Below are 17,542 nucleotides of genomic sequence, written 5' to 3' on the forward strand. Positions count from 1 at the left end.
CGGCATATACCCGTCTCCCCGCACGCGATCCCGAGGCCGCAATTTTCGGCATAATTTTGACCATCTGGTCAAGCATGCTGCAAAATGAGGCGGTGGTGTGCCGTTTAGGAGGCAAGCATTGCGCTCAGCGCATTGCTGCATTGCGGCATTTTCGCTATTCCGAATCAAAAGAATTGGCTATTACTATCTTCGTAAGCAGCGCACTCCTCCTCCCAGCGCTCTTACATCGGACTGACAACACTCCTCCTCCCAGTTGTCAGTCAGGATCAAGAGCCCGGCGCACCTCCTCCCGCGTCGGGCTTTTTTCTTTTTTCCCAAGTCTCTATTTTCTCATGCCCAAAAAGGCTTTCACTTCCCGCGGTTTGACTCGGCAAGCCTCGTCGGACTATTTGGACGGGCGCCGCCTGTCCGGTGCGTGAACCGATTGGAGTTGGTCATGATCGGCAAAAGACGCGGCTTGCCCGCGGCTCTGACAGGTCTTCTGATTGCAACGATGGCGCTCGCCGGCTGCGGCGGCAGGCCGGTCGGTGTCATGCAGGCGGCCGGCACCGCGGCCCCCGGCACGTCGAAGGTCGATCTTCTCGTCGCGACGACGCGCGCTGCCGACGACAATCCTGCCGTGCTTTTCTCCGGCGAGCGCGGCACCGGGCTCGCGGTCAATGCCGTCGACGTCTCGATCCCGCCGGAAGCCAATCGCAAGGCCGGCCAGGTGCAATGGCCAAGCCGCCTGCCCGCCGATCCGCTACGCGATTTCGTCACCGTCTCCGTCGATCCGCTGGAAGGCGAGCGGGCCGGCGAAACCTGGCTGAAGACCCATATGCCGAAGAGCCGCCGGGTACTGGTCTTCGTCCACGGCTTCAACAATCGCTATGAGGACGCCGTCTACCGCTTCGCGCAGATCGTTCATGATTCGCATGCCGACGTCGCTCCGGTCGTCTTCACCTGGCCGTCGCGCGGCAGCATCTTCGATTATAATTACGACAAGGAAAGCACCAACTATTCCCGCGACGCGCTGGAGGAACTGCTGACCCGCACCGCCGCCAATCCGGCCGTCAGCGACATCACCATCATGGCGCATTCGATGGGCACCTGGCTGACCGTCGAAGCGCTCAGGCAGATGGCGATCCGCAACGGCCATGTCGCACCGAAGATCAACAATGTCATCCTTGCCTCGCCGGATCTCGATGTCGATGTCTTCGGCCGCCAGTTCGCAAGCCTCGGCAAGGAAAGGCCGCACTTCACCATCTTCGTCTCGCAGGACGATCGCGCTTTGGCGCTGTCGCGACGCATCTCGGGCAATGTCGACCGGCTCGGCCAGATCGATCCCTCCGTCGAACCCTACCGCAGCAAGCTCGAGGCGGCCGGCATCACCGTGCTCGACCTCACCAAGCTCAAGGGCGGCGACCGGCTGAACCACGGCAAGTTCGCCGAAAGCCCCGAGGTGGTAAAGCTGATCGGCGACCGGCTGATTGCCGGCCAGACGATCACCGATTCCAATGTCGGCCTCGGCGAGGCCGTCGGCGCCGTGGCGATGGGCGCTGCCCAGACCGCCGGAAGTGCTGTCAGTGTTGCGGTCAGCACGCCGATTGCGATCTTCGATCCGCGCACCCGGCGCAACTACGACGCCCAGCTGAAGCGTCTCGGCCAGTCGATGAACAACACCGTCGGTTCGGTCGGCGACAGCGTCGGCGCCGGCCTGCCGGAAAGCCAGTAAAAATTCCACAGAGCAATTCAAGCAAAGCGCACAGCGGTTTTGCTTTCGGAATCGCGAATTTCCGTGATTCGGAAAAAACGGAAATTCTCTAGGCATCGCATCTTGATGTGATATATCAGATTCACGACGGCACTTCTGTCTGCCGTGCGATGGATTGATGGCATGGCGGATGAGACGAAGAAGAGTGTGGCGGTCGTCGGCGCAGGCGTGATCGGCGCCTCGATCGCCTTCGAGCTGCAGCGGCGCGGCCTTGAAGTGACGCTGATCGACAAGGGCGAGCCCGGCCGCGGCACCTCTTTCGGCAATATGGCGAGCATCGCGCTTGATTTTGCCGCCGGTTCCGGCCCTTCGACCTGGAAGAAGATCCCCGGCTGGCTGCTCGATCCCGAAGGCCCGGTCTGGCTGCGGCCTTCCTATGCCGCCAGGATGCTGCCCTGGTTCCTCCGCTTCCTCGCCGCCGGCCGGCCCTCGCGTCTCCGAGAGATCGAGGATGCCGGCATGAGCCTGTCGAACCGCGCGCTCGGCGATTTCAGAGAGATGCTGGAGGCGATCGGCGCACCCGACTTGATTACCGAGGAGGGCTGTCTCGCGATCTACGAGACGGAGGCGGAATTTGCCGCCGATCGCGGCCATCTCGCCATGATGCAGCGCTACGGCCTCGAATTCGAGGTTTTGAGCAACGGCGCCATCCAATATTACGAACCCACACTTTCGCCGGCGATTGCCAAAGCCGTGCTGCTCCCCGACAACAAATCGATCCGCGACCCCTACAAGCTGGTGGTGAAACTCACCGACGCCGCAAAGGCTGCAGGCACGACCTTCGTCTCCGGCACTGTGCGGAATATCGAGCGCCGGGGCGATGGCACCGCCGTCGTTCTCCTCGAGGATGGCAGACGGATCGAGGCGGGTTCGGTCGTGCTCGCCGCCGGCGTCCACACCCGTTTCCTTGCCGAAAAGCTCGGCGAGCCGATCCCGCTCGAAACCGAGCGCGGCTATCACACGCAGATCATGAAGCCCGGCATATCCATGCGCTATTCAGTGATCTGGCCGCATCGCGCTTTCATGGTGACGCCGACGGCGGGCGGCATCCGTGTCGGCGGCAATGTCGAGCTCGCCGGTCTCGATGCCGCGCCCGATTTCCGCCGTCCGCGGGTGCTGGTGCGCCATGCCCAGCGCGCGCTGCCCGGCCTGAAGGTCGAGGAGACGACGGAATGGATGGGGCATCGTCCGGCGCTGCCCGATACGATCCCGATCATCTCGCCCTCGTCGAAAATGCCGGGCGTTTTTTATGCGACCGGCCACGGCCATCTCGGCCTGACCTTTTCGGCAACGACAGCGCTCGTGATCGCCGATATGGTAACCGGGCTCAAACCATCCCTCGACATGACCCCGTTCCGCATAGACCGTTATTAGGAGGCCCCGATGTCCGAAACCACCAAACCCGTAGCGCTGATCACCGGCGGCGGCCGCGGCATGGGCGAGGCAATCGCCCGCGAGCTTTCCGCCCAGGGCTATCGGCTGGCGCTGATGTCGCCGTCGGAAAGCTGTGAGAAACTGGCGGCCGAACTTGGCGGCGTCGCCTCGCGTGGCGTGGCCGAAAAGGCCGAGGATCTGAAGGCGATCTTCGACCTGACGATGAAGACTTATGGCCGCATCGACGCCGTCGTCAACCTGAGCGGCCATCCGCCGAAGGGCGACCTGCTCGATATATCGGACGAGAACTGGACGCTCGGTTCCGACATGATGATCCTGTCGCTGGTGCGCATGGCCCGCCTGGTCACACCGGTCATGCTGAAACAGGGCAAGGGCGCCTTCGTCAACATCACCACTTTCGCCGCCTACGAGCCGACGCTGGTCTTCCCGGTTTCCTGCACCTACCGCGCCGCTGCCGGCGCCTTCACCAAGCTCTATTCCGATCGTTATGCGGCCGACAATATCCGCATGAACTGCATCCTGCCGGGTTATATCGATAGCCTGAACCACAAGCCCGGGACCGCCGAGACGGTCCCGATGAAGCGCATCGGCCATGTGGAGGAGATCGCCAAGACCGCGGCCTTCCTGCTCTCCGATGGCGCCGGTTACATCACCGGCCAGAATATCCGCGTCGATGGCGGCGTCACCCGTCACGTCTGATCTGGAGTTTTCGATATGAGATGGAAGCGCACGATCCAGCTGCTGGATGTCCATGCCGAAGGCGAGATCGGCCGTGTGGCGATCGGCGGCGTGCCGAAGATCCCCGGCGATACCATCGCTGCCCAGCTGCACTGGCTGAACACCGATCCGAAGGGCGACGAACTGCGCCGCTTCCTTTGCCTGGAGCCGCGCGGCGCGCCCATTGGCTCGGTCAACCTGTTGCTGCCGGCACGGCACCCGGAGGCCGACGCCGCCTTCATCGTCCTGCAGCCCGACCAGGCGCATGCGAGTTCCGGCTCGAACTCGATCTGCGTCACCACGGCGCTCCTCGAATCCGGCATCGTCGAGATGCAGGAGCCGGAGACGATCGTGACGCTCGAAACGGCCGCCGGTCTTGTCAAGGCGACGGCAACCTGCCGCGACGGGCGCTGCGAGAAGGTCAGGCTGACCATGGTGCCCTCCTTCGTGCAGGAGCTCGATGTCGGGATCGACACGCCGCATTGGGGAAGGATCAAGGCCGATATCTGCTACGGCGGCATCTTCTATGCGTTGGTCGATGTCGGCCAGATCGGTCTGACGATCGAGAAGGCCAATGCCGCCGGCCTCGTCCAGGCCGGCATGATCCTCAAGGAGCTGATCAACCGCGACATCAAGGTCGTCCATCCCGAGATCCCGGCGATATCGGGCGTCGCCTATGTCATGTTCCGTGATACCGAAGCCGACGGCACGGTGCGCACCTGCACCACCATGTGGCCGGGCCGGGCCGACCGCTCGCCCTGCGGCACCGGCAACTCCGCCAATCTCGCCACGCTTTATGCCCGCGGCAAGGCCAAGGTCGGCGATATCTTCACCTCGAAATCGATCATCGGCTCCGAATTCGAGGTCGGCCTCCAGGCAGTAACCGAGGTGGCCGGCCGCCCCGCCGTCATCCCCACCATCACCGGCCGCGGCTTCACGTTCGGCCTGACCCAGGTAGCCCTCGACCCCTTTGACCCGCATCCGAACGGTTTTGCGCTGACGGACGTCTGGGGGCCATCGGCTAGGGAGATTTGATCGTTCAGGGTTGATGCCGGAAAGTGCGAGCGGTTTCCCGGACGGTTGGCGCGAATGGCTGCCCCTCACCCTAACCCTCTCCCCGTAAAAACGGGGAGAGGGGACGTGCCTTGCGAGAGGCGGGAGAGGAACCGAGAGAGTGCGGCATATGCCCTTCTCCCCGCTTGCGGGGAGAAGGTGGCGGCAGCCGGATGAGGGGCAGCAGCACGCTCCAGCGATCCTACGAAGCTTCCGCGACCGACTGACCAAAGGTGACGCATGAGCATCCGCGTAACGCTATTCGAAATGCGGTCAGCCTTGCCTGCGTTCAGCAGCCCCGGTTCGTGTGTCCCAACCCAGCATGGCCAGCTCGGCGACTGCCTCCAGTTCGCCGCGGGTCGCTCCGTCGCGGGCCAGGATCGACATGCCGTTCTGAACGGTCTGGACGAAGCGGGAGAGCGCATGGACGTCGGTCGAGGCTGGAATTTCGCCTGCTGATATCGCCTGGTTCAGGCGCGCCTTCAGGCGGTCGAGCGTGATGGCGCGGGCAGTTCGCACGAGTTCGCCAAGTTCCACATGGCCTTCGCTGCCGACCGAGGAGAGCGTCACCATGCAGCCGCGGGGAATATCCGCGACACAGCCGGTCAGGGCAGCGGCCGAATCCATCAGCAACGACATCACCGCTTCACGCGCCGTGCCCGCGGAAAAGAAGCCTGCCCAGACGAGCGCCTCGTTGTTATCGCGATAGTGGCGCAGCGCCTCGGCATAGAGCGCCTCCTTCGACACGAATGCCGCGTAAAGGCTCGGTGATCCGATCCCCATCGCCTCGGTGAGATCGGCAATCGAAGTCGCCTCGAAGCCCTTGATCCAGAACAGCCGGGTCGCTTGCGCCAAGGCTGCTTCCCGGTCGAACGCCCGCGGCCGCCCGCGACTGCGGGCAGGGGTTTCGTTGACGTTCGACATCTCATCCGATTTTTGCATCGATCATTATATAAACCCATTGACACCCCACCGCAACGTGCCTAGCTATTTATGTGTCGATCACTACAGAAAGAGAAGATCATGACAGAACTGGCTGGAAAGCGTGCCCTCGTCACCGGTGGCTCGCGTGGCATTGGCGCCGCCATCGCATTGGCGCTTGCCGACAAGGGGGCTGATGTCGCCATCACCTATGAGCGTTCGGCCGATCGCGCCGCCGAAGTCGTGCAGGCGGTCGAGGGCAAGGGCCGCAAAGCACTTGCCATTCAGGCCGACAGCGCCGATCCGGCGGCCGTGAAGCGCTCGGTCGACGAGGCGGCCCGGGCACTTGGCGGTCTCGACATTCTCGTCAACAATGCAGCAATCGCACTTTACGGTGCGATCGCCGATGTCAGCGTCGAGCAGATCGACGCGCTGCTTGATGTCAATGTGCGGTCGCCTCTGCTCGCTTCGCAGGCCGCCATTCCCTATCTGCAGGCGGGAGGCCGCGTCATTACGATCGGCTCGGTCGGCGCCGAACGCATCGTCGGTGACACCGGCACGGTCTATTTCATGACAAAATCCGCGCTCCACTCATTTACCCGCGGCCTCGCGCGGGAACTCGGATCTCGCGATATCACCGTAAACCTGGTCCAGCCGGGTTCGACCGACACCGATATGAATCCCGCCAATGGCGACTTCGCCGACTTCCAGCGTGCCCTGATCCCACTTGGCCGTTACGGTACGCCGGAAGATGTGGCAGCGGCCGTGGCTTTCCTCGCAAGTCCGGCTGCAAGGCACATCACCGGAACCATCCTCACAGTGGATGGCGGCCTGAATACCTGAATTGGGATATGTTGCCTCCGGCGCCTGCAAAAGAGGGGGGCGAGCGATGTCGGTCCCTCTTTTCGCCCCGATTGCGAGCGCCGGGCTGGGTATCAGCCAGACGTGGTGGCGGCCTGGAGCGTATCGGCGAGCCGGTGGCCGGGCGTGGCGGTTGCGTGCAATGCACGCTCCGCGTAGCTGTGCAGCAGCGCGGGATCATCGATCACATGTGCGGGAACGGCGTAGTAGCGGCGAACCGTGACCGTCCGGCCGGCAGCGCGGTAGCTGAACGGCTCGCAGCCATCTGCCTCGAACTCCGCGCCCATCGCTGCGTCGACGCGGAGATACAAAGTGCCCTTCATGACGAACCCGAACTGCGCGCCGTTTCGAACCAGGGCGGAGCCGCCGAAGAAGCGCCTGATATCGATGCATCCGGCTGGGGCAATCTGGCTCGCAAAGTCGAGCGCCACCTGGCGTGTCGCCTCGCTATTCATGGTGCTGCTCCGCCAGAGGATCGAAGAAGCCGGTGATCGCGCCGAGCCGGCCATCGGAAATCACCCCGAAGCTCGTGCCGGTCTGCAAGACCCTCTCGTCTTCCTGGCGCAGTGCCCAGCGCGCCAGCGAACGGTCATTATGGTGGAGGACGCTCAATATCTTGAACCAGCCTCCCGGCATGCTCTCCTTGAAGCCGGCCATGTAAGCCGAGAGACCGGCGCGCCCGGCGATCGTTCCATTCGGGTCGCAATAGGTCACATCGTCAGCGAGGCAAGCCAGCATTTCCGGCTCGCGAGCGGAAGCATCCAGCGACCAGATGGCTGCATATCGATTCCAGAGGGCCTCAGGTGTCATAACATCGTCTCCAATTGATTGAATTCATCTTCTATCGCCTGCCGCAGCCCGGCCTTGTCGTCACCGCCGCGAATGAGCACGAGAAGACCCTGATAGAAGGCCAGAAGGCGGGTGGCTGTTCTGTCCGCCTTGGCGCCATCGGCGTCCCGAACGAAGGTCGATGCCTCGGTCAGCCTTGAGCGGAATGTGGTGCGAAGGAGGCCGAGCGCCGCCTCGACACGGGGGTGCGGATCGGCACCACCGCCGAATTCCACCGCCATATTGGTGATCAGGCAGCCGAGCGAGCCATCGTCGGGCTCATGCAGGAGCGAAAGGAACAATTCGCGCAAGCCTTTAAGCCCGCTTCCCGGCGGCGCAAACCGCTCGATCCGTCCCTCCAGCACCGTGCAGTTGTAATGCCCGAACGCCGCGTCGAAGAGGCCGGCCTTGTCGCCGAAAGCGTGATAGATGCTTCCGCCTTTGAGCCCGGTCGCCTCCTCGAGATCCCGGATCGACGCCCCTTGATAGCCGTGCTTGCGAAAGATGTGCATCGCCCCCTTCAGCACCGCCTCCTCATCGAATTCCCGCGTTCGGCCCATTGTCGCCCCGATTCTTTATCAATTGTTCTAGAATGACTGCTCAAGAATGGAAATGCAACGGTCTCGGTGACTTTCGGCGAAAAATCTCGGCCCGGTCGAGTTCGGTCATCGCCGGCGAGCGCGGGATCGGCATGTAGCGAGGAGCGACTCGGGCTCATGACGAAGTTTGAAGTGAGAATAGACCATCCCGACCGTGGTGATCTTTGCACCCTTCCTGGCTCGAGCGATCCGCGTACCAGCCTGCGGGAGATGGTGTTTGATTCGGCTGAGAAAAATTCCGCTTGACAACTTTGATGACGAGTATCATTAATCCTATTATGATGACAGTTGTCATTAAAATGTAGAGCGACCGAAGCTGGGTGCTTTCTCTCCGACCCAGCCCTGCCGGTTCGGGCCGGATATTGGAGTAAACGATGAACACTTCTGTAAGATATCTTCGGTCTGCGACGTGTTATGCCGAGGCGCCCAACCTCTGGATCAATGTTGGGGAAACCCCTTTTGCCTATCGCGACCTTGGCCCCCAGGGTGGCGTGCCGATCATTCTTCTCAACCATTGGGGCGCGGTGTTGGACAATTTCGATCCCCGCATTGTCGATGGTCTCGCCACCAGGCATCACGTAATCGCCACCAATTACAGAGGTATCGGCGCCTCAGGCGGTACGGCCCCTCTGACCATCGACGAGATGGCACGCGACACGATCGCGTTGATCCGAACGCTTGGGTTCAAAAAAGTCGATCTGCTTGGATTTTCTCTCGGGGGATTTGTCGCGCAGGACATCACGCTGAAAGCCCCCGATCTCGTGCGCAAACTTATTTTAGCCGGTACCGGCCCCGCCGGAGGCCGGGGCATCGAGAAGGTGGGAGCGATATCCTGGCCACTCATTATCAAAGGTCTGCTGACGTTGCGCGACCCAAAAACCTATCTGTTCTTCACGTCTACCGCCAATGGTCGCCAAGCCGCGAAAGCCTTTCTGGATCGACTGAAAGAGCGGAAGGCGGGAAGGGACAAGGGGCCAACTCCAAGGGCTTTCCTGCGGCAACTCCAGGCGATCAAAGCCTGGGGGCGGCAGGCGCCTCAGGATCTCGACCGTATCACTATCCCGGTCCTGATCGCCAATGGCGACGATGACATCATGGTTCCGGCCGTCAACAGCGCCGATATGGCTCAGCGCATCCCCGAAGCAGAGCTGGTTGTCTACAAGGACGCCGGGCATGGTGGGATTTTCCAGAACTACGCCGATTTCGTGCCGAAGGCTTTGTCCTTCCTTGGCGCCTGATACCGCAATAGACTTCGAATTGGAGAAAGCCTCGTGAGGGCATTCGTCGTTGATAAGTACAAGAAGAAGGGCGCTTTGCGTCTGGCCAACCTGCCCGAACCGGAATTGCAGGATAATGATGTCCTGGTCCGGATTCAGGCCACGGCCGTAAACCTCCTGGACTCCAAGGTCCGGGATGGAGAGTTCAAGCTTATCCTTCCCTATCGCCCACCCTTCGTCCTGGGGCACGACGTTGCCGGAACGGTCGTCAAAGCCGGATCCGGCGTCAGGCGGTTCAAGGTGGGGGATCAGGTCTATGCACGGCCGCGCGATCATCGGGTCGGCACATTTGCCGAATTCATTGCCGTCGATGAAGCCGACGTGGCGCTGAAGCCGAACAACCTCAGCATGACGGAAGCGGCGTCCATCCCGCTGGTGGGGCTGACCGCGTGGCAGGCGCTGGTCGAGGTGGGCAAGGTGAAACCCGGCGAGAAGGTCTTCATCCAGGCCGGTTCCGGCGGGGTCGGGACTTTCGCCATTCAGCTCGGCAAGCATCTCGGCGCGACCGTCGCGACGACGACGAGCGCTGGCAATGCCGAGCTGGCCAGAAGCCTCGGGGCGGATGTGGTGATCGATTACAAGACACAGGATTTCGAGAAGGTCTTGTCGGGTTACGATCTCGTGCTGAACAGCCAGGATCCAAAGACGCTCGAAAAATCCCTGGCTGTGCTGAAGCCGGGCGGCCAGCTCATTTCCATTTCCGGTCCGCCCGATCCCGCTTTCGCCGGGAAGCTCGGCCTGAACCTGTTTCTGAAACTGGTGCTGCGCCTGCTGAGCCGAGGAGTCCGAAAAAAAGCCAAGCGTCTCGGCATTCGCTACTCGTTCCTGTTCATGCGCGCCGAAGGGCAGCAATTGGATCAAATCACCTCGCTGATCGAATCGGGCGCGATCCGCCCGGTCGTCGACAAGGTGTTCCCGTTTGAGAAGACCGGGGATGCGCTGGCCTATGTCGAGACCGGGCGTGCGAAGGGCAAGGTGGTCATCACGGTCGCAGACTAGAACCCTTGGAGAGCTCAGCGGCTCACCGGATTTTCATGACCTCTGCGACGCTGGCCCCTTGCCAGCCGACTTTACGCCTATCCAGCAACACACGCGTTCAACGCAATTCAAGGAGCTGACAGCATTGCATATATTAAGAAGGTCCACCGTCTTCGCACTCACCGCCGTTGCGGCCCTCATGTCATCGGCGGCATGGGCTGACAATAGCTCGCCTGTTGGCTTGTGGCGGAATGTCGATGACGTCAGCGGCAAGCCGAGGGCCTTGATCCGAATTACCGAGTCAAATGGCACATTGCAGGGCAGGATCGAAAAAGTCTTTCTCGCCGCGAACGAAAGCCCGACCTGCGCGAAATGCGAAGGCGCGCTCAAGAACGCGCCGGTCGTTGGCTTGGTCATCCTGAGCGGCCTGAAGAAGGACGGCAACGAATATACCGGTGGCCAGATTCTCGATCCAGACAATGGCAAGGTCTACAGCAGCAAGATTTCCGTCACCAACGGCGGCACGAAGCTCAACGTGCGCGGCTTTATCGGCGTGTCGTTGCTCGGACGTTCACAGGTCTGGGAACGTCAGCAATAATTTCTAACTCTTTGTGAAAGTGACACATGACCAGCAAGACACTCTTTGGGCCCTCGGTACTCGGCTCCCTCACGCTCTCCAACCGCATCGTCATGGCGCCATTGACGCGCAACAGAGCGGGCGCCGGATTTATGCCGGGGGATCTCATCGCCGAATATTATGCGCAGCGGGCCTCGGCAGGACTGATCATCTCGGAGGCGACCCAGATTTCGCAGCAGGGTCAAGGCTATCAGGACACGCCCGGCATCTACACAGAGGCGCAGATCGACGGCTGGCGTAAGGTGACCGACGCGGTGCATGCCAAGGGCGGCCACATCTTCCTGCAGCTCTGGCATGTCGGTCGGGTATCGCATGTCGACCTGCAGCCGGATGGGCAGCCCCCGGTGGCGCCTTCCGCCATCAGGGCCGAAACCAAGACGTTTGTAAACAACGCCTTCGTGGATGTGTCGGCGCCTCGGGCGCTCGAACCGGGCGAGATCCCCGGCATTATCAAGGATTTCCGTGGCGCCGCCGCCAATGCGATCGCCGCCGGTTTCGATGGCGTCGAAGTTCACGGCGCCAATGGCTACCTGCTCGACCAGTTCGCCAGGGATGGATCGAACACCCGCGTCGACGCTTATGGCGGCTCGATCGAAAACCGCGCCCGGCTGACGCTGGAGGTGACGGCCGCGGTCATCGAGGAAGTTGGAGCGCAGCGAACCGGCGTTCGGATTTCGCCGGTGTCGCCGGCCAACGGGATCTCCGCAACCGATCCGCAGGCGCAGTTCAACTACATCGTCGAGCAGCTCGACGAGATGGGCATTGCTTACCTCCATGTCGTCGAAGGCGCGACGGGCGGGGCGCGCGACGTTGCCCCCTTCGACTATGAGGCGCTTCGCCGCAGGTTCAAGAACACTTACATCGCCAACAACGGCTACGATCTGGAACTCGCGACGGCAAGGCTGGAGCAGGGACTGGCGGATTTGTTCGCCTTCGGCAGGCCGTTCATTGCCAATCCGGATTTTGTCGAACGCCTGAAGGCCGGTGCACCGCTGGCCAATCTCGATATGGCGACGCTCTATGGCGGAGGTGCTGCGGGCTACACCGACTATCCCACCATGGCCGCGCCGGTCGACGCCTGACTGCATGGGGCCGCCCATGCGCGGCCCTATTGGTTGCGCGCGTGATCTCCGATGGCATCACGGCAGTCGGCCCGGCAGGCATCCAGGATTTCATCCGCCAGGGTAGAATTGTCCGGGCAGGCTCTCGAAAGGACGATGGCGCCCACGGCCTGAGCAAGGAGGCTGATGGTCAGCGCGCGAGATCCGGCGCCGGAGGCGTGATCGCGCGCCATGTCGCCCTCGAACGTGCTGAGCAGGTTTTCGATTCCTGCGGCAAAAGCCGATCTCGTCTCATCCGGCAGCCGTGCTGCTTCGCAACTCAGTGCCGCAGCGGAGCATCCCTGGCCGCGCGCATCCCGGTGCTCGCGCGAGATATAGGCTTCGATGGCGGCAAGCGCATCATATCCTGCGTAGCGTTCCGCGGTCTCGCCGAAACCCCTGGCGGTCGCCGCTGCGATGAGCTCCTCCTTGGATCGGAAGTGGTTGTAGAAGCCGCCATGAGTGAGCCCGGCACGCTCCATCAGCTCCGCCACCGCCACGCCATCGTACCCGCGCTCGCGAAACAGTTCGGAAGCGATGGTGATAATCCGCTCGTAGTTTTCCTGCTTTTTTTCCTTGGTGATCCGCACTTCGCAGCCCTTTCGACGGCCATGCCCAAACTATGATGTCGTGCGTCATTATAGCTTGACTTATTGATGACGTATATCATTAATAATGTCAACCAATATAAGGATTACATCAGGGCAAGACGGACCTCACGGCATCCAACCCGCTGCAGAGGCGTCACAATCGTCGCGACACTGGAGCGAAGTATGTTTGAGGGTTTTGAAAGCAACCGGATTGCCGTCGATGGCGTGGAGATCGCTTATGTCGCCGCGGGTGCGGGGGAGCCGCTGCTGATGCTGCATGGATTTCCGCAGACCAAGGCACTTTGGGCACGGATCGCACCAGAGCTGGTCGCGCTCGGCTATCGGGTGATCTGTGCAGATTTGCGCGGCTATGGCGCCTCCGACAAACCACCGGCTCGCGCTGATCTGACCAATTACAGCTTCCGCGCCATGGCAGCCGATCAACTCGGTTTGATGAAAGCGCTTGGACACGAGCGGTTTCACCTCGCGGGTCACGACCGCGGCGCCCGGGTGGCGCACAGGCTGGCTCTCGACCATCCTGCTGTTGTGGCGAGCGTCACTCTGATGGACATCGTGCCGACGGCGGTGATGCTGGGCGACCTGCGCCGCGAGGTCGCTCAAAGCTACTGGCACTGGTTCTTCCTCGCTCAACCCGCGCCCTTCCCGGAGCGAATGATCGAAGCCAATCCCGATCTCTTTTATGAAACCTGCCTGTTTGGATGGGGCGCGGCAGGCCCGCAGGATTTCGACGCCGAACAGCTCGCGGCCTATCGGGCTTCATGGCATGATGCCAAGGCGATTGCCGGCGGCTGCAACGATTACCGTGCGGCGCTGGCCGTCGATCTCGCCGACGATCTGGCGGAGCAAGGGAGACGTATATCGGCGCCTGCGCTGATCCTGTACGGCGCCGCCGGCGCGATGGCCAAACTCTATGATCTTCCAGCCACCTGGGCGGATCGCGGCACCACCATGGACGCTTGCGCTGTACCAGGCGGGCATTTTTTCCCGGACTCCGCGCCGGTCGAGGTTACAGAACAAGTGGCTGCGTTTCTTGGGCGTCATCCTTTTACCCCTGTGTCGGAGTAAAGTCCGGATGATTGCTCCGGCGCGCCGTCACGCTGTAAAACTTTGGACTGCTGCCCCGAGCGGCTCTCCGAGCGCCTGCGATATCACGCTCCAGTGGAACGGCCGGTCGGCCAGGGTGGACAGGGCTTGCTCGACAACGGCGACGTATCGTCAGGGATTGCGCCGTCGCGTCAATCAATGACACGCCCAACCCATTTGCCGACGGCGTCAGATCCTATGCGCTCGATGCCGACAAAGCCAAGCAGCTCCGGACGAAAAGTGAGGCATTGATAAGCGTAACTTGAAGTCAGTAAGCTCGTGTCGGCTTTGGTTCAGAGCCGACATACCGCCGCCCCCATCAACCGCGTTGCAAAATTCTGGCGCCGACCTGGCCTGTGGCAAGCTTCTCGGCCGGCGCTGGCCTGCCAAGCAGATAACCTTGGCCGATGTCGCAACCCAGCTCCTGAAGCCGCCGAAGCTGGCTCTCCTCTTCGATACCCTCCGCGGTTATCGTCACGCCAAGTCCCACACCGAGAGCGATGATCGCCTTGATCACCTTGTCTTGCTTATCGTCGGTTTCGAATGAAGAGACGAAACTCCTGTCGATCTTGATCTTGTCGAACCGGTAGTTGGATAGTTGTGAGAGGCTGGAATAACCTGTTCCAAAGTCGTCGAGAGCAATCCCGACCCCGGCATTCACCAGATCATCGAGGACGATTCGTGCCGTAACGGCGTCCTGGATGATCGCGCTCTCCGTCACTTCCAGCTCGACCCGGTGCGCGGGCAGACCGACATCGCCCAATATCTTGAGAATTCTGAGCCCCAGTAACCGATCGCTCAGCTGGATCGGGGAAAGGTTGAATGACAGGACGAGCTCACTTGGCCAGGAAAGCGCATCGGTGCAGGCGTGGCGAAGCAGTTGGTCGGTCAATCCGACGATCAGACCGGCTTCCTCCGCCACCGGAATAAAGTCGTTCGGTGGGATGAATTCGCCGGAGGCCGTCTTCCAGCGTGCCAGCGCCTCGAAGCCGATAATCCTATTCGTTTTCAGGTCCACGAGCGGTTGATAGTAGGGAACGATTTCAGCCTTCTTGATGGCTGCTCTCAGATCAGCTTCCATCCGAATCCGCTTCGCCAACTCGTCCTGCATCGAAGGCACGAAGGGCTTCACCAGATTGCGCCCCTGCTTTTTGGCGACATACATCGCACAGTCGGAGTGTCGAATGACCTGACTGAGGTCATCGCCGTTCTCCGGAAAAAGCGCGAAGCCGACACTGGCGCCGAGGTCAACGGCGACACCATTGAATGTGAACGGCTTGCCGATCACGGTCACTATGCGGTTCGCCAACGCGGCAAGATCGGGATTTCCGGTTCGCCGCGCCAGAACAACGAATTCGTCTCCACCAAGGCGGAAAACGTATTCGCGGGGAAAGAGGGAAGAGAGCCGCTGAGCAACAGTCTTCAGCACCGCATCACCGTGATCGTGCCCCAGGAGGTCATTGACCTTCTTGAAGCCGTCGAGATCGATGCTGAACACGGCGTAGGTTTCTTCCCTTTGATCGGTCATCGCCTGCGCGCATACCGAATCCAGAAACCTGCGGTTAGGCAGTTCGGTCAGCGTGTCGTGACAGGCAATCCAGTCCACGTTCTTTTCGGCCTGCAGCCGGCGGTTGACCTCCCTCGAAAGATCCCGGATTCTCAGCCCGGAATAAATGAGCCCGAGAAACCCGGAGATATTGAGGGCGAGGAGCGCGTGGTCCAGCGGATAGTCATGATGCTTCTCGATGAACCGATCCAGCCCTTCATGCCATTGGAGGAACCAAGATAGGCAGAAGAGAAGCAGGAAGACCGCGAGCCAGGCAACGATCTCCATCTGCGGTCTGGTTGGTTGGATGCGAGGCATATGAACAGGCTCCTGTTGTGTGAAGAGCCGTCATGGCCAGTTTGGTACGCTCGTATCACCGAATGCCGACGACGGATGGCGCAACTTCGCGGCATCGGCGGTCACGCCGTGATCGAAGACCGCCTCAATTCATTCGGGCGGAATAAGAGGGCCGGTATCGCAGTGGCTGATGAAGCCGCGCAGCACCGACAAATCCCAAAGATCATCTGTTCGCTTGATAGGTTAATGGTGGGTTGCCTTTACGAAGGCACGGGAGTTTCGCTGCGCACAATGGATATCCTTGCCGTAAATCGGATGAGGATTCGGCTCCATAGTGTCTACCGTTCGCCGAACAAGACAGGAGCGTCCTTAAGATGGACCGGATTATCAAGGCTAATTCGATTGGCGGAGCGAGATGAGTTGGGCGTTTGCCTCACCCAGGACGCCATTCGTCATTCGCAGGTAGAGTGCTGTGCCGGTCTGTTCGAAGAGCGGCTTGACGCCTTCAGCCAAATTGACCGCCTCTTCCAACATGGCGATCCTCTCGTTTTTCGTAACCGAAGGAAGCTCTGCCTTTGCATAGTGCTGCAGGGTCAGCGCAAGTTTCATATTCATATAGGCGGTAGCGTCTTGCGAATTCAGCTTTTCCGTTATCGCGTAGGCGTCGCGGTGAAGTTTCAACGCTTTTTGAAATCCTGCTTCCTCTCGGTTCAGTTCGGCCAATAGCAGCGTGTCATCGCCAAGATTCGCCATGTTTTCCCAGCTCGGGCCGTCCTTGTCCAATTTCCTGGCTATTTCGAAGGTCAGACTATTGAATTTTACGGCCTTTTCAGCGTCGGCACGCTGCTGGCTATCCGATGCGATACGTCCATATGCTGCGCCAACCGTGCTATAGATGTATCGCAACGCACGTTCATCGGTGCTGTTTTCATATTTGCCCAGCCACTCCTCCAACGGCTTCACGCCACGCCTGGCGTGAGCGCTTCCGTTTCCTGGATTGAGTTCATTGGCATAACCCAGCGTTGCGGAAAAATCCTGAGCAAAATTAAGCTCCTTGCTCTTGCTTGGATCTTTGATCGCCCTGTATTCGCGTTCCAACAGTTCTGCAGAACGCAACAGCAAGGCCTCATCGGATTTCCAGCGCCCAAGCTCTTCCAGCGCCTTGGGCATTCCGCTTGGTACGAAGCTATCGCAGTCGCTCCGACCGGCAATTGGGCACAGGGCCAGCAGAGCTTCACCGGCTTCAGCTTTCATGGCGGAGCGAAATAGGAAGGGCGGATTATAACCAGCAAAGGCGCCGCTTGCATCGTTTGCGATCCAAAGGCTATCGAGAGCGGAGAAGGCCTCTTTTGCAGCATCCGGCGCAGCAGCATCCAGTGCGGCTCTCAGCATCGAAATCGCCAGGACAACGCGCTTGTTCCGATCGATTTCGTTGTCGGAAAGGGAATAAGTATATTCCTCGTCTCCGTCGCCAAGCATCGTGGCCAGCCAGATACGCTTTTGGCTTATCTCAACCGCGCTGCCCGTTGAAATGTCGTCGCATGCGTCCAGAAGCTCTTCTGCGGCCTCCGCATTGGATTTTGTCATTTCCCGTAGTTCGATGCAGAGGTCGGCATCTCCGGCATAGGAGAATTTATCCAGCAAGGGCGTCGCTATATGCACCTCGCGTCCCGAAGCATCCTTGTAGATCCTGGAAGGCGGCGTTTCGCTCGCCTGTGGGATGCCGTCTGGCTTGATTGGGGTAGACAATCGAGTTTCTGTCGTCAGCGCCATGTAGGCGGCGGCAACGAGCACGCAAGCAATCAGCAGGCGCACCTTCATTTGATTTTCTCAAACCAGTTCGACGCAGAGAAATGATCGATCAATCGACGCTCCCGGTTCCACAT

At 60.7% G+C, this 17,542-nt stretch carries 18 protein-coding genes; 11 read left to right on the forward strand and 7 right to left on the reverse strand.

Translation table 11 applies throughout. From position 1 onward, the window contains the following. Positions 1-436 precede the first annotated feature (436 nt). The 4 genes from BS630_RS10910 (at position 437) to BS630_RS10925 (ending at position 4,900) form a co-directional block, all read left to right on the forward strand. Entirely contained in the window at positions 437-1,714 is a 1,278-nt protein-coding gene (locus BS630_RS10910; RefSeq protein ID WP_017958782.1) for an alpha/beta hydrolase, read from the forward strand. 162 nt (positions 1,715-1,876) lie between these two features. Then, positions 1,877-3,127 carry an NAD(P)/FAD-dependent oxidoreductase gene (locus BS630_RS10915; protein ID WP_077977414.1) on the forward strand — a complete coding sequence of 417 codons (1,251 nt, stop codon included), beginning with the start codon at positions 1,877-1,879 and terminating at the stop codon, positions 3,125-3,127. A 9-nt stretch (positions 3,128-3,136) separates the two neighbouring features. After that, positions 3,137-3,847: an SDR family oxidoreductase gene (locus BS630_RS10920; protein ID WP_077977415.1), complete on the forward strand. Its 711-nt coding sequence runs from the start codon at positions 3,137-3,139 to the stop codon at positions 3,845-3,847. Positions 3,848-3,862: 15 nt separating this feature from the next. Continuing rightward, entirely contained in the window at positions 3,863-4,900 is a 1,038-nt protein-coding gene (locus BS630_RS10925; RefSeq protein ID WP_077977416.1) for a 4-hydroxyproline epimerase, read from the forward strand. Positions 4,901-5,191: 291 nt separating this feature from the next. Here the strand turns inward: BS630_RS10925 and BS630_RS10935 are convergent, their stop codons facing one another. Next, the gene (locus tag BS630_RS10935; protein WP_183594485.1) at positions 5,192-5,860 is read right to left on the reverse strand and encodes a TetR/AcrR family transcriptional regulator; all 669 of its coding nucleotides are present in this window, start codon (positions 5,858-5,860) and stop codon (positions 5,192-5,194) included. A gap of 81 nt (positions 5,861-5,941) precedes the next feature. On the opposite strand from BS630_RS10935, the gene BS630_RS10940 reads away from it, so the two are divergent. After that, entirely contained in the window at positions 5,942-6,682 is a 741-nt protein-coding gene (locus BS630_RS10940) for an SDR family NAD(P)-dependent oxidoreductase (RefSeq protein ID WP_077977418.1), read from the forward strand. Between the two features lie 92 nt (positions 6,683-6,774). On the opposite strand, the gene BS630_RS10945 is transcribed toward BS630_RS10940, so the two are convergent. The 3 genes from BS630_RS10945 to BS630_RS10955 are packed head-to-tail and all read right to left on the reverse strand — an operon-like array spanning position 6,775 to position 8,088. Then, entirely contained in the window at positions 6,775-7,155 is a 381-nt protein-coding gene (locus BS630_RS10945) for a TfoX/Sxy family protein (RefSeq protein ID WP_077977419.1), read from the reverse strand. Continuing rightward, a complete protein-coding gene (locus BS630_RS10950) occupies positions 7,148-7,510 on the reverse strand; it encodes a nuclear transport factor 2 family protein (protein WP_077977420.1) in 363 nt (120 codons plus the stop codon). Before BS630_RS10950 ends, BS630_RS10945 begins: the two co-directional genes overlap by 8 nt. Beyond that, positions 7,507-8,088, reverse strand: a complete 582-nt coding sequence (locus tag BS630_RS10955; RefSeq protein WP_077977421.1) for a TetR/AcrR family transcriptional regulator — start codon at positions 8,086-8,088, stop codon at positions 7,507-7,509. Before BS630_RS10955 ends, BS630_RS10950 begins: the two co-directional genes overlap by 4 nt. 156 nt (positions 8,089-8,244) lie before the next feature. Here BS630_RS10955 and BS630_RS38415 point away from each other — a divergent pair, with 156 nt between their 5' ends. From BS630_RS38415 to BS630_RS10980, 5 genes are all read left to right on the forward strand, one after another. Further along, the gene (locus BS630_RS38415) at positions 8,245-8,373 is read left to right on the forward strand and encodes a hypothetical protein (RefSeq protein ID WP_276508026.1); all 129 of its coding nucleotides are present in this window, start codon (positions 8,245-8,247) and stop codon (positions 8,371-8,373) included. A 128-nt stretch (positions 8,374-8,501) separates the two neighbouring features. Continuing rightward, positions 8,502-9,365, forward strand: a complete 864-nt coding sequence (locus BS630_RS10965; RefSeq protein WP_077977422.1) for an alpha/beta fold hydrolase — start codon at positions 8,502-8,504, stop codon at positions 9,363-9,365. Between the two features lie 33 nt (positions 9,366-9,398). Next, a complete protein-coding gene (locus tag BS630_RS10970; protein ID WP_077977423.1) occupies positions 9,399-10,403 on the forward strand; it encodes an NADP-dependent oxidoreductase in 1,005 nt (334 codons plus the stop codon). 58 nt (positions 10,404-10,461) lie between these two features. Further along, the gene (locus tag BS630_RS10975) at positions 10,462-10,980 is read left to right on the forward strand and encodes a DUF2147 domain-containing protein (RefSeq protein ID WP_245310402.1); all 519 of its coding nucleotides are present in this window, start codon (positions 10,462-10,464) and stop codon (positions 10,978-10,980) included. Between the two features lie 26 nt (positions 10,981-11,006). Then, entirely contained in the window at positions 11,007-12,101 is a 1,095-nt protein-coding gene (locus BS630_RS10980; protein ID WP_077977425.1) for an alkene reductase, read from the forward strand. Between the two features lie 26 nt (positions 12,102-12,127). Here BS630_RS10980 and BS630_RS10985 read toward each other — a convergent pair whose 3' ends face one another. Then, positions 12,128-12,709 (reverse strand): TetR/AcrR family transcriptional regulator, encoded by a 582-nt coding sequence (locus BS630_RS10985; protein WP_077977426.1) that lies wholly within the window; start codon positions 12,707-12,709, stop codon positions 12,128-12,130. 183 nt (positions 12,710-12,892) lie between these two features. On the opposite strand from BS630_RS10985, the gene BS630_RS10990 reads away from it, so the two are divergent. Beyond that, positions 12,893-13,795 (forward strand): alpha/beta fold hydrolase, encoded by a 903-nt coding sequence (locus BS630_RS10990; RefSeq protein ID WP_077977427.1) that lies wholly within the window; start codon positions 12,893-12,895, stop codon positions 13,793-13,795. A 337-nt stretch (positions 13,796-14,132) separates the two neighbouring features. Here BS630_RS10990 and BS630_RS10995 read toward each other — a convergent pair whose 3' ends face one another. Continuing rightward, positions 14,133-15,677 carry a putative bifunctional diguanylate cyclase/phosphodiesterase gene (locus tag BS630_RS10995; protein WP_077977428.1) on the reverse strand — a complete coding sequence of 515 codons (1,545 nt, stop codon included), beginning with the start codon at positions 15,675-15,677 and terminating at the stop codon, positions 14,133-14,135. A gap of 372 nt (positions 15,678-16,049) precedes the next feature. Continuing rightward, complete coding sequence (locus BS630_RS11000; RefSeq protein WP_077977429.1) at positions 16,050-17,477, reverse strand: hypothetical protein; 1,428 nt, start codon at positions 17,475-17,477, stop codon at positions 16,050-16,052. Positions 17,478-17,542 lie beyond the last annotated feature (65 nt).

Origin of the sequence: Rhizobium laguerreae (assembly GCF_002008165.1) — a bacterium.
Taxonomy (GTDB): Bacteria; Pseudomonadota; Alphaproteobacteria; order Rhizobiales; family Rhizobiaceae; genus Rhizobium; species Rhizobium laguerreae.

Coding starts and splice junctions, on each gene's coding strand:
- BS630_RS10910 (WP_017958782.1), top strand. CDS start 437: ATGATCGGCAAAAGACGCGGCTTGCCCGCGGCTCTGACAGGTCTTCTG.
- BS630_RS10915 (WP_077977414.1), top strand. CDS start 1,877: ATGGCGGATGAGACGAAGAAGAGTGTGGCGGTCGTCGGCGCAGGCGTG.
- BS630_RS10920 (WP_077977415.1), top strand. CDS start 3,137: ATGTCCGAAACCACCAAACCCGTAGCGCTGATCACCGGCGGCGGCCGC.
- BS630_RS10925 (WP_077977416.1), top strand. CDS start 3,863: ATGAGATGGAAGCGCACGATCCAGCTGCTGGATGTCCATGCCGAAGGC.
- BS630_RS10935 (WP_183594485.1), bottom strand. CDS start 5,860: ATGCAAAAATCGGATGAGATGTCGAACGTCAACGAAACCCCTGCCCGC.
- BS630_RS10940 (WP_077977418.1), top strand. CDS start 5,942: ATGACAGAACTGGCTGGAAAGCGTGCCCTCGTCACCGGTGGCTCGCGT.
- BS630_RS10945 (WP_077977419.1), bottom strand. CDS start 7,155: ATGAATAGCGAGGCGACACGCCAGGTGGCGCTCGACTTTGCGAGCCAG.
- BS630_RS10950 (WP_077977420.1), bottom strand. CDS start 7,510: ATGACACCTGAGGCCCTCTGGAATCGATATGCAGCCATCTGGTCGCTG.
- BS630_RS10955 (WP_077977421.1), bottom strand. CDS start 8,088: ATGGGCCGAACGCGGGAATTCGATGAGGAGGCGGTGCTGAAGGGGGCG.
- BS630_RS38415 (WP_276508026.1), top strand. CDS start 8,245: ATGACGAAGTTTGAAGTGAGAATAGACCATCCCGACCGTGGTGATCTT.
- BS630_RS10965 (WP_077977422.1), top strand. CDS start 8,502: ATGAACACTTCTGTAAGATATCTTCGGTCTGCGACGTGTTATGCCGAG.
- BS630_RS10980 (WP_077977425.1), top strand. CDS start 11,007: ATGACCAGCAAGACACTCTTTGGGCCCTCGGTACTCGGCTCCCTCACG.
- BS630_RS10990 (WP_077977427.1), top strand. CDS start 12,893: ATGTTTGAGGGTTTTGAAAGCAACCGGATTGCCGTCGATGGCGTGGAG.
- BS630_RS10995 (WP_077977428.1), bottom strand. CDS start 15,677: ATGCCTCGCATCCAACCAACCAGACCGCAGATGGAGATCGTTGCCTGG.
- BS630_RS11000 (WP_077977429.1), bottom strand. CDS start 17,477: ATGAAGGTGCGCCTGCTGATTGCTTGCGTGCTCGTTGCCGCCGCCTAC.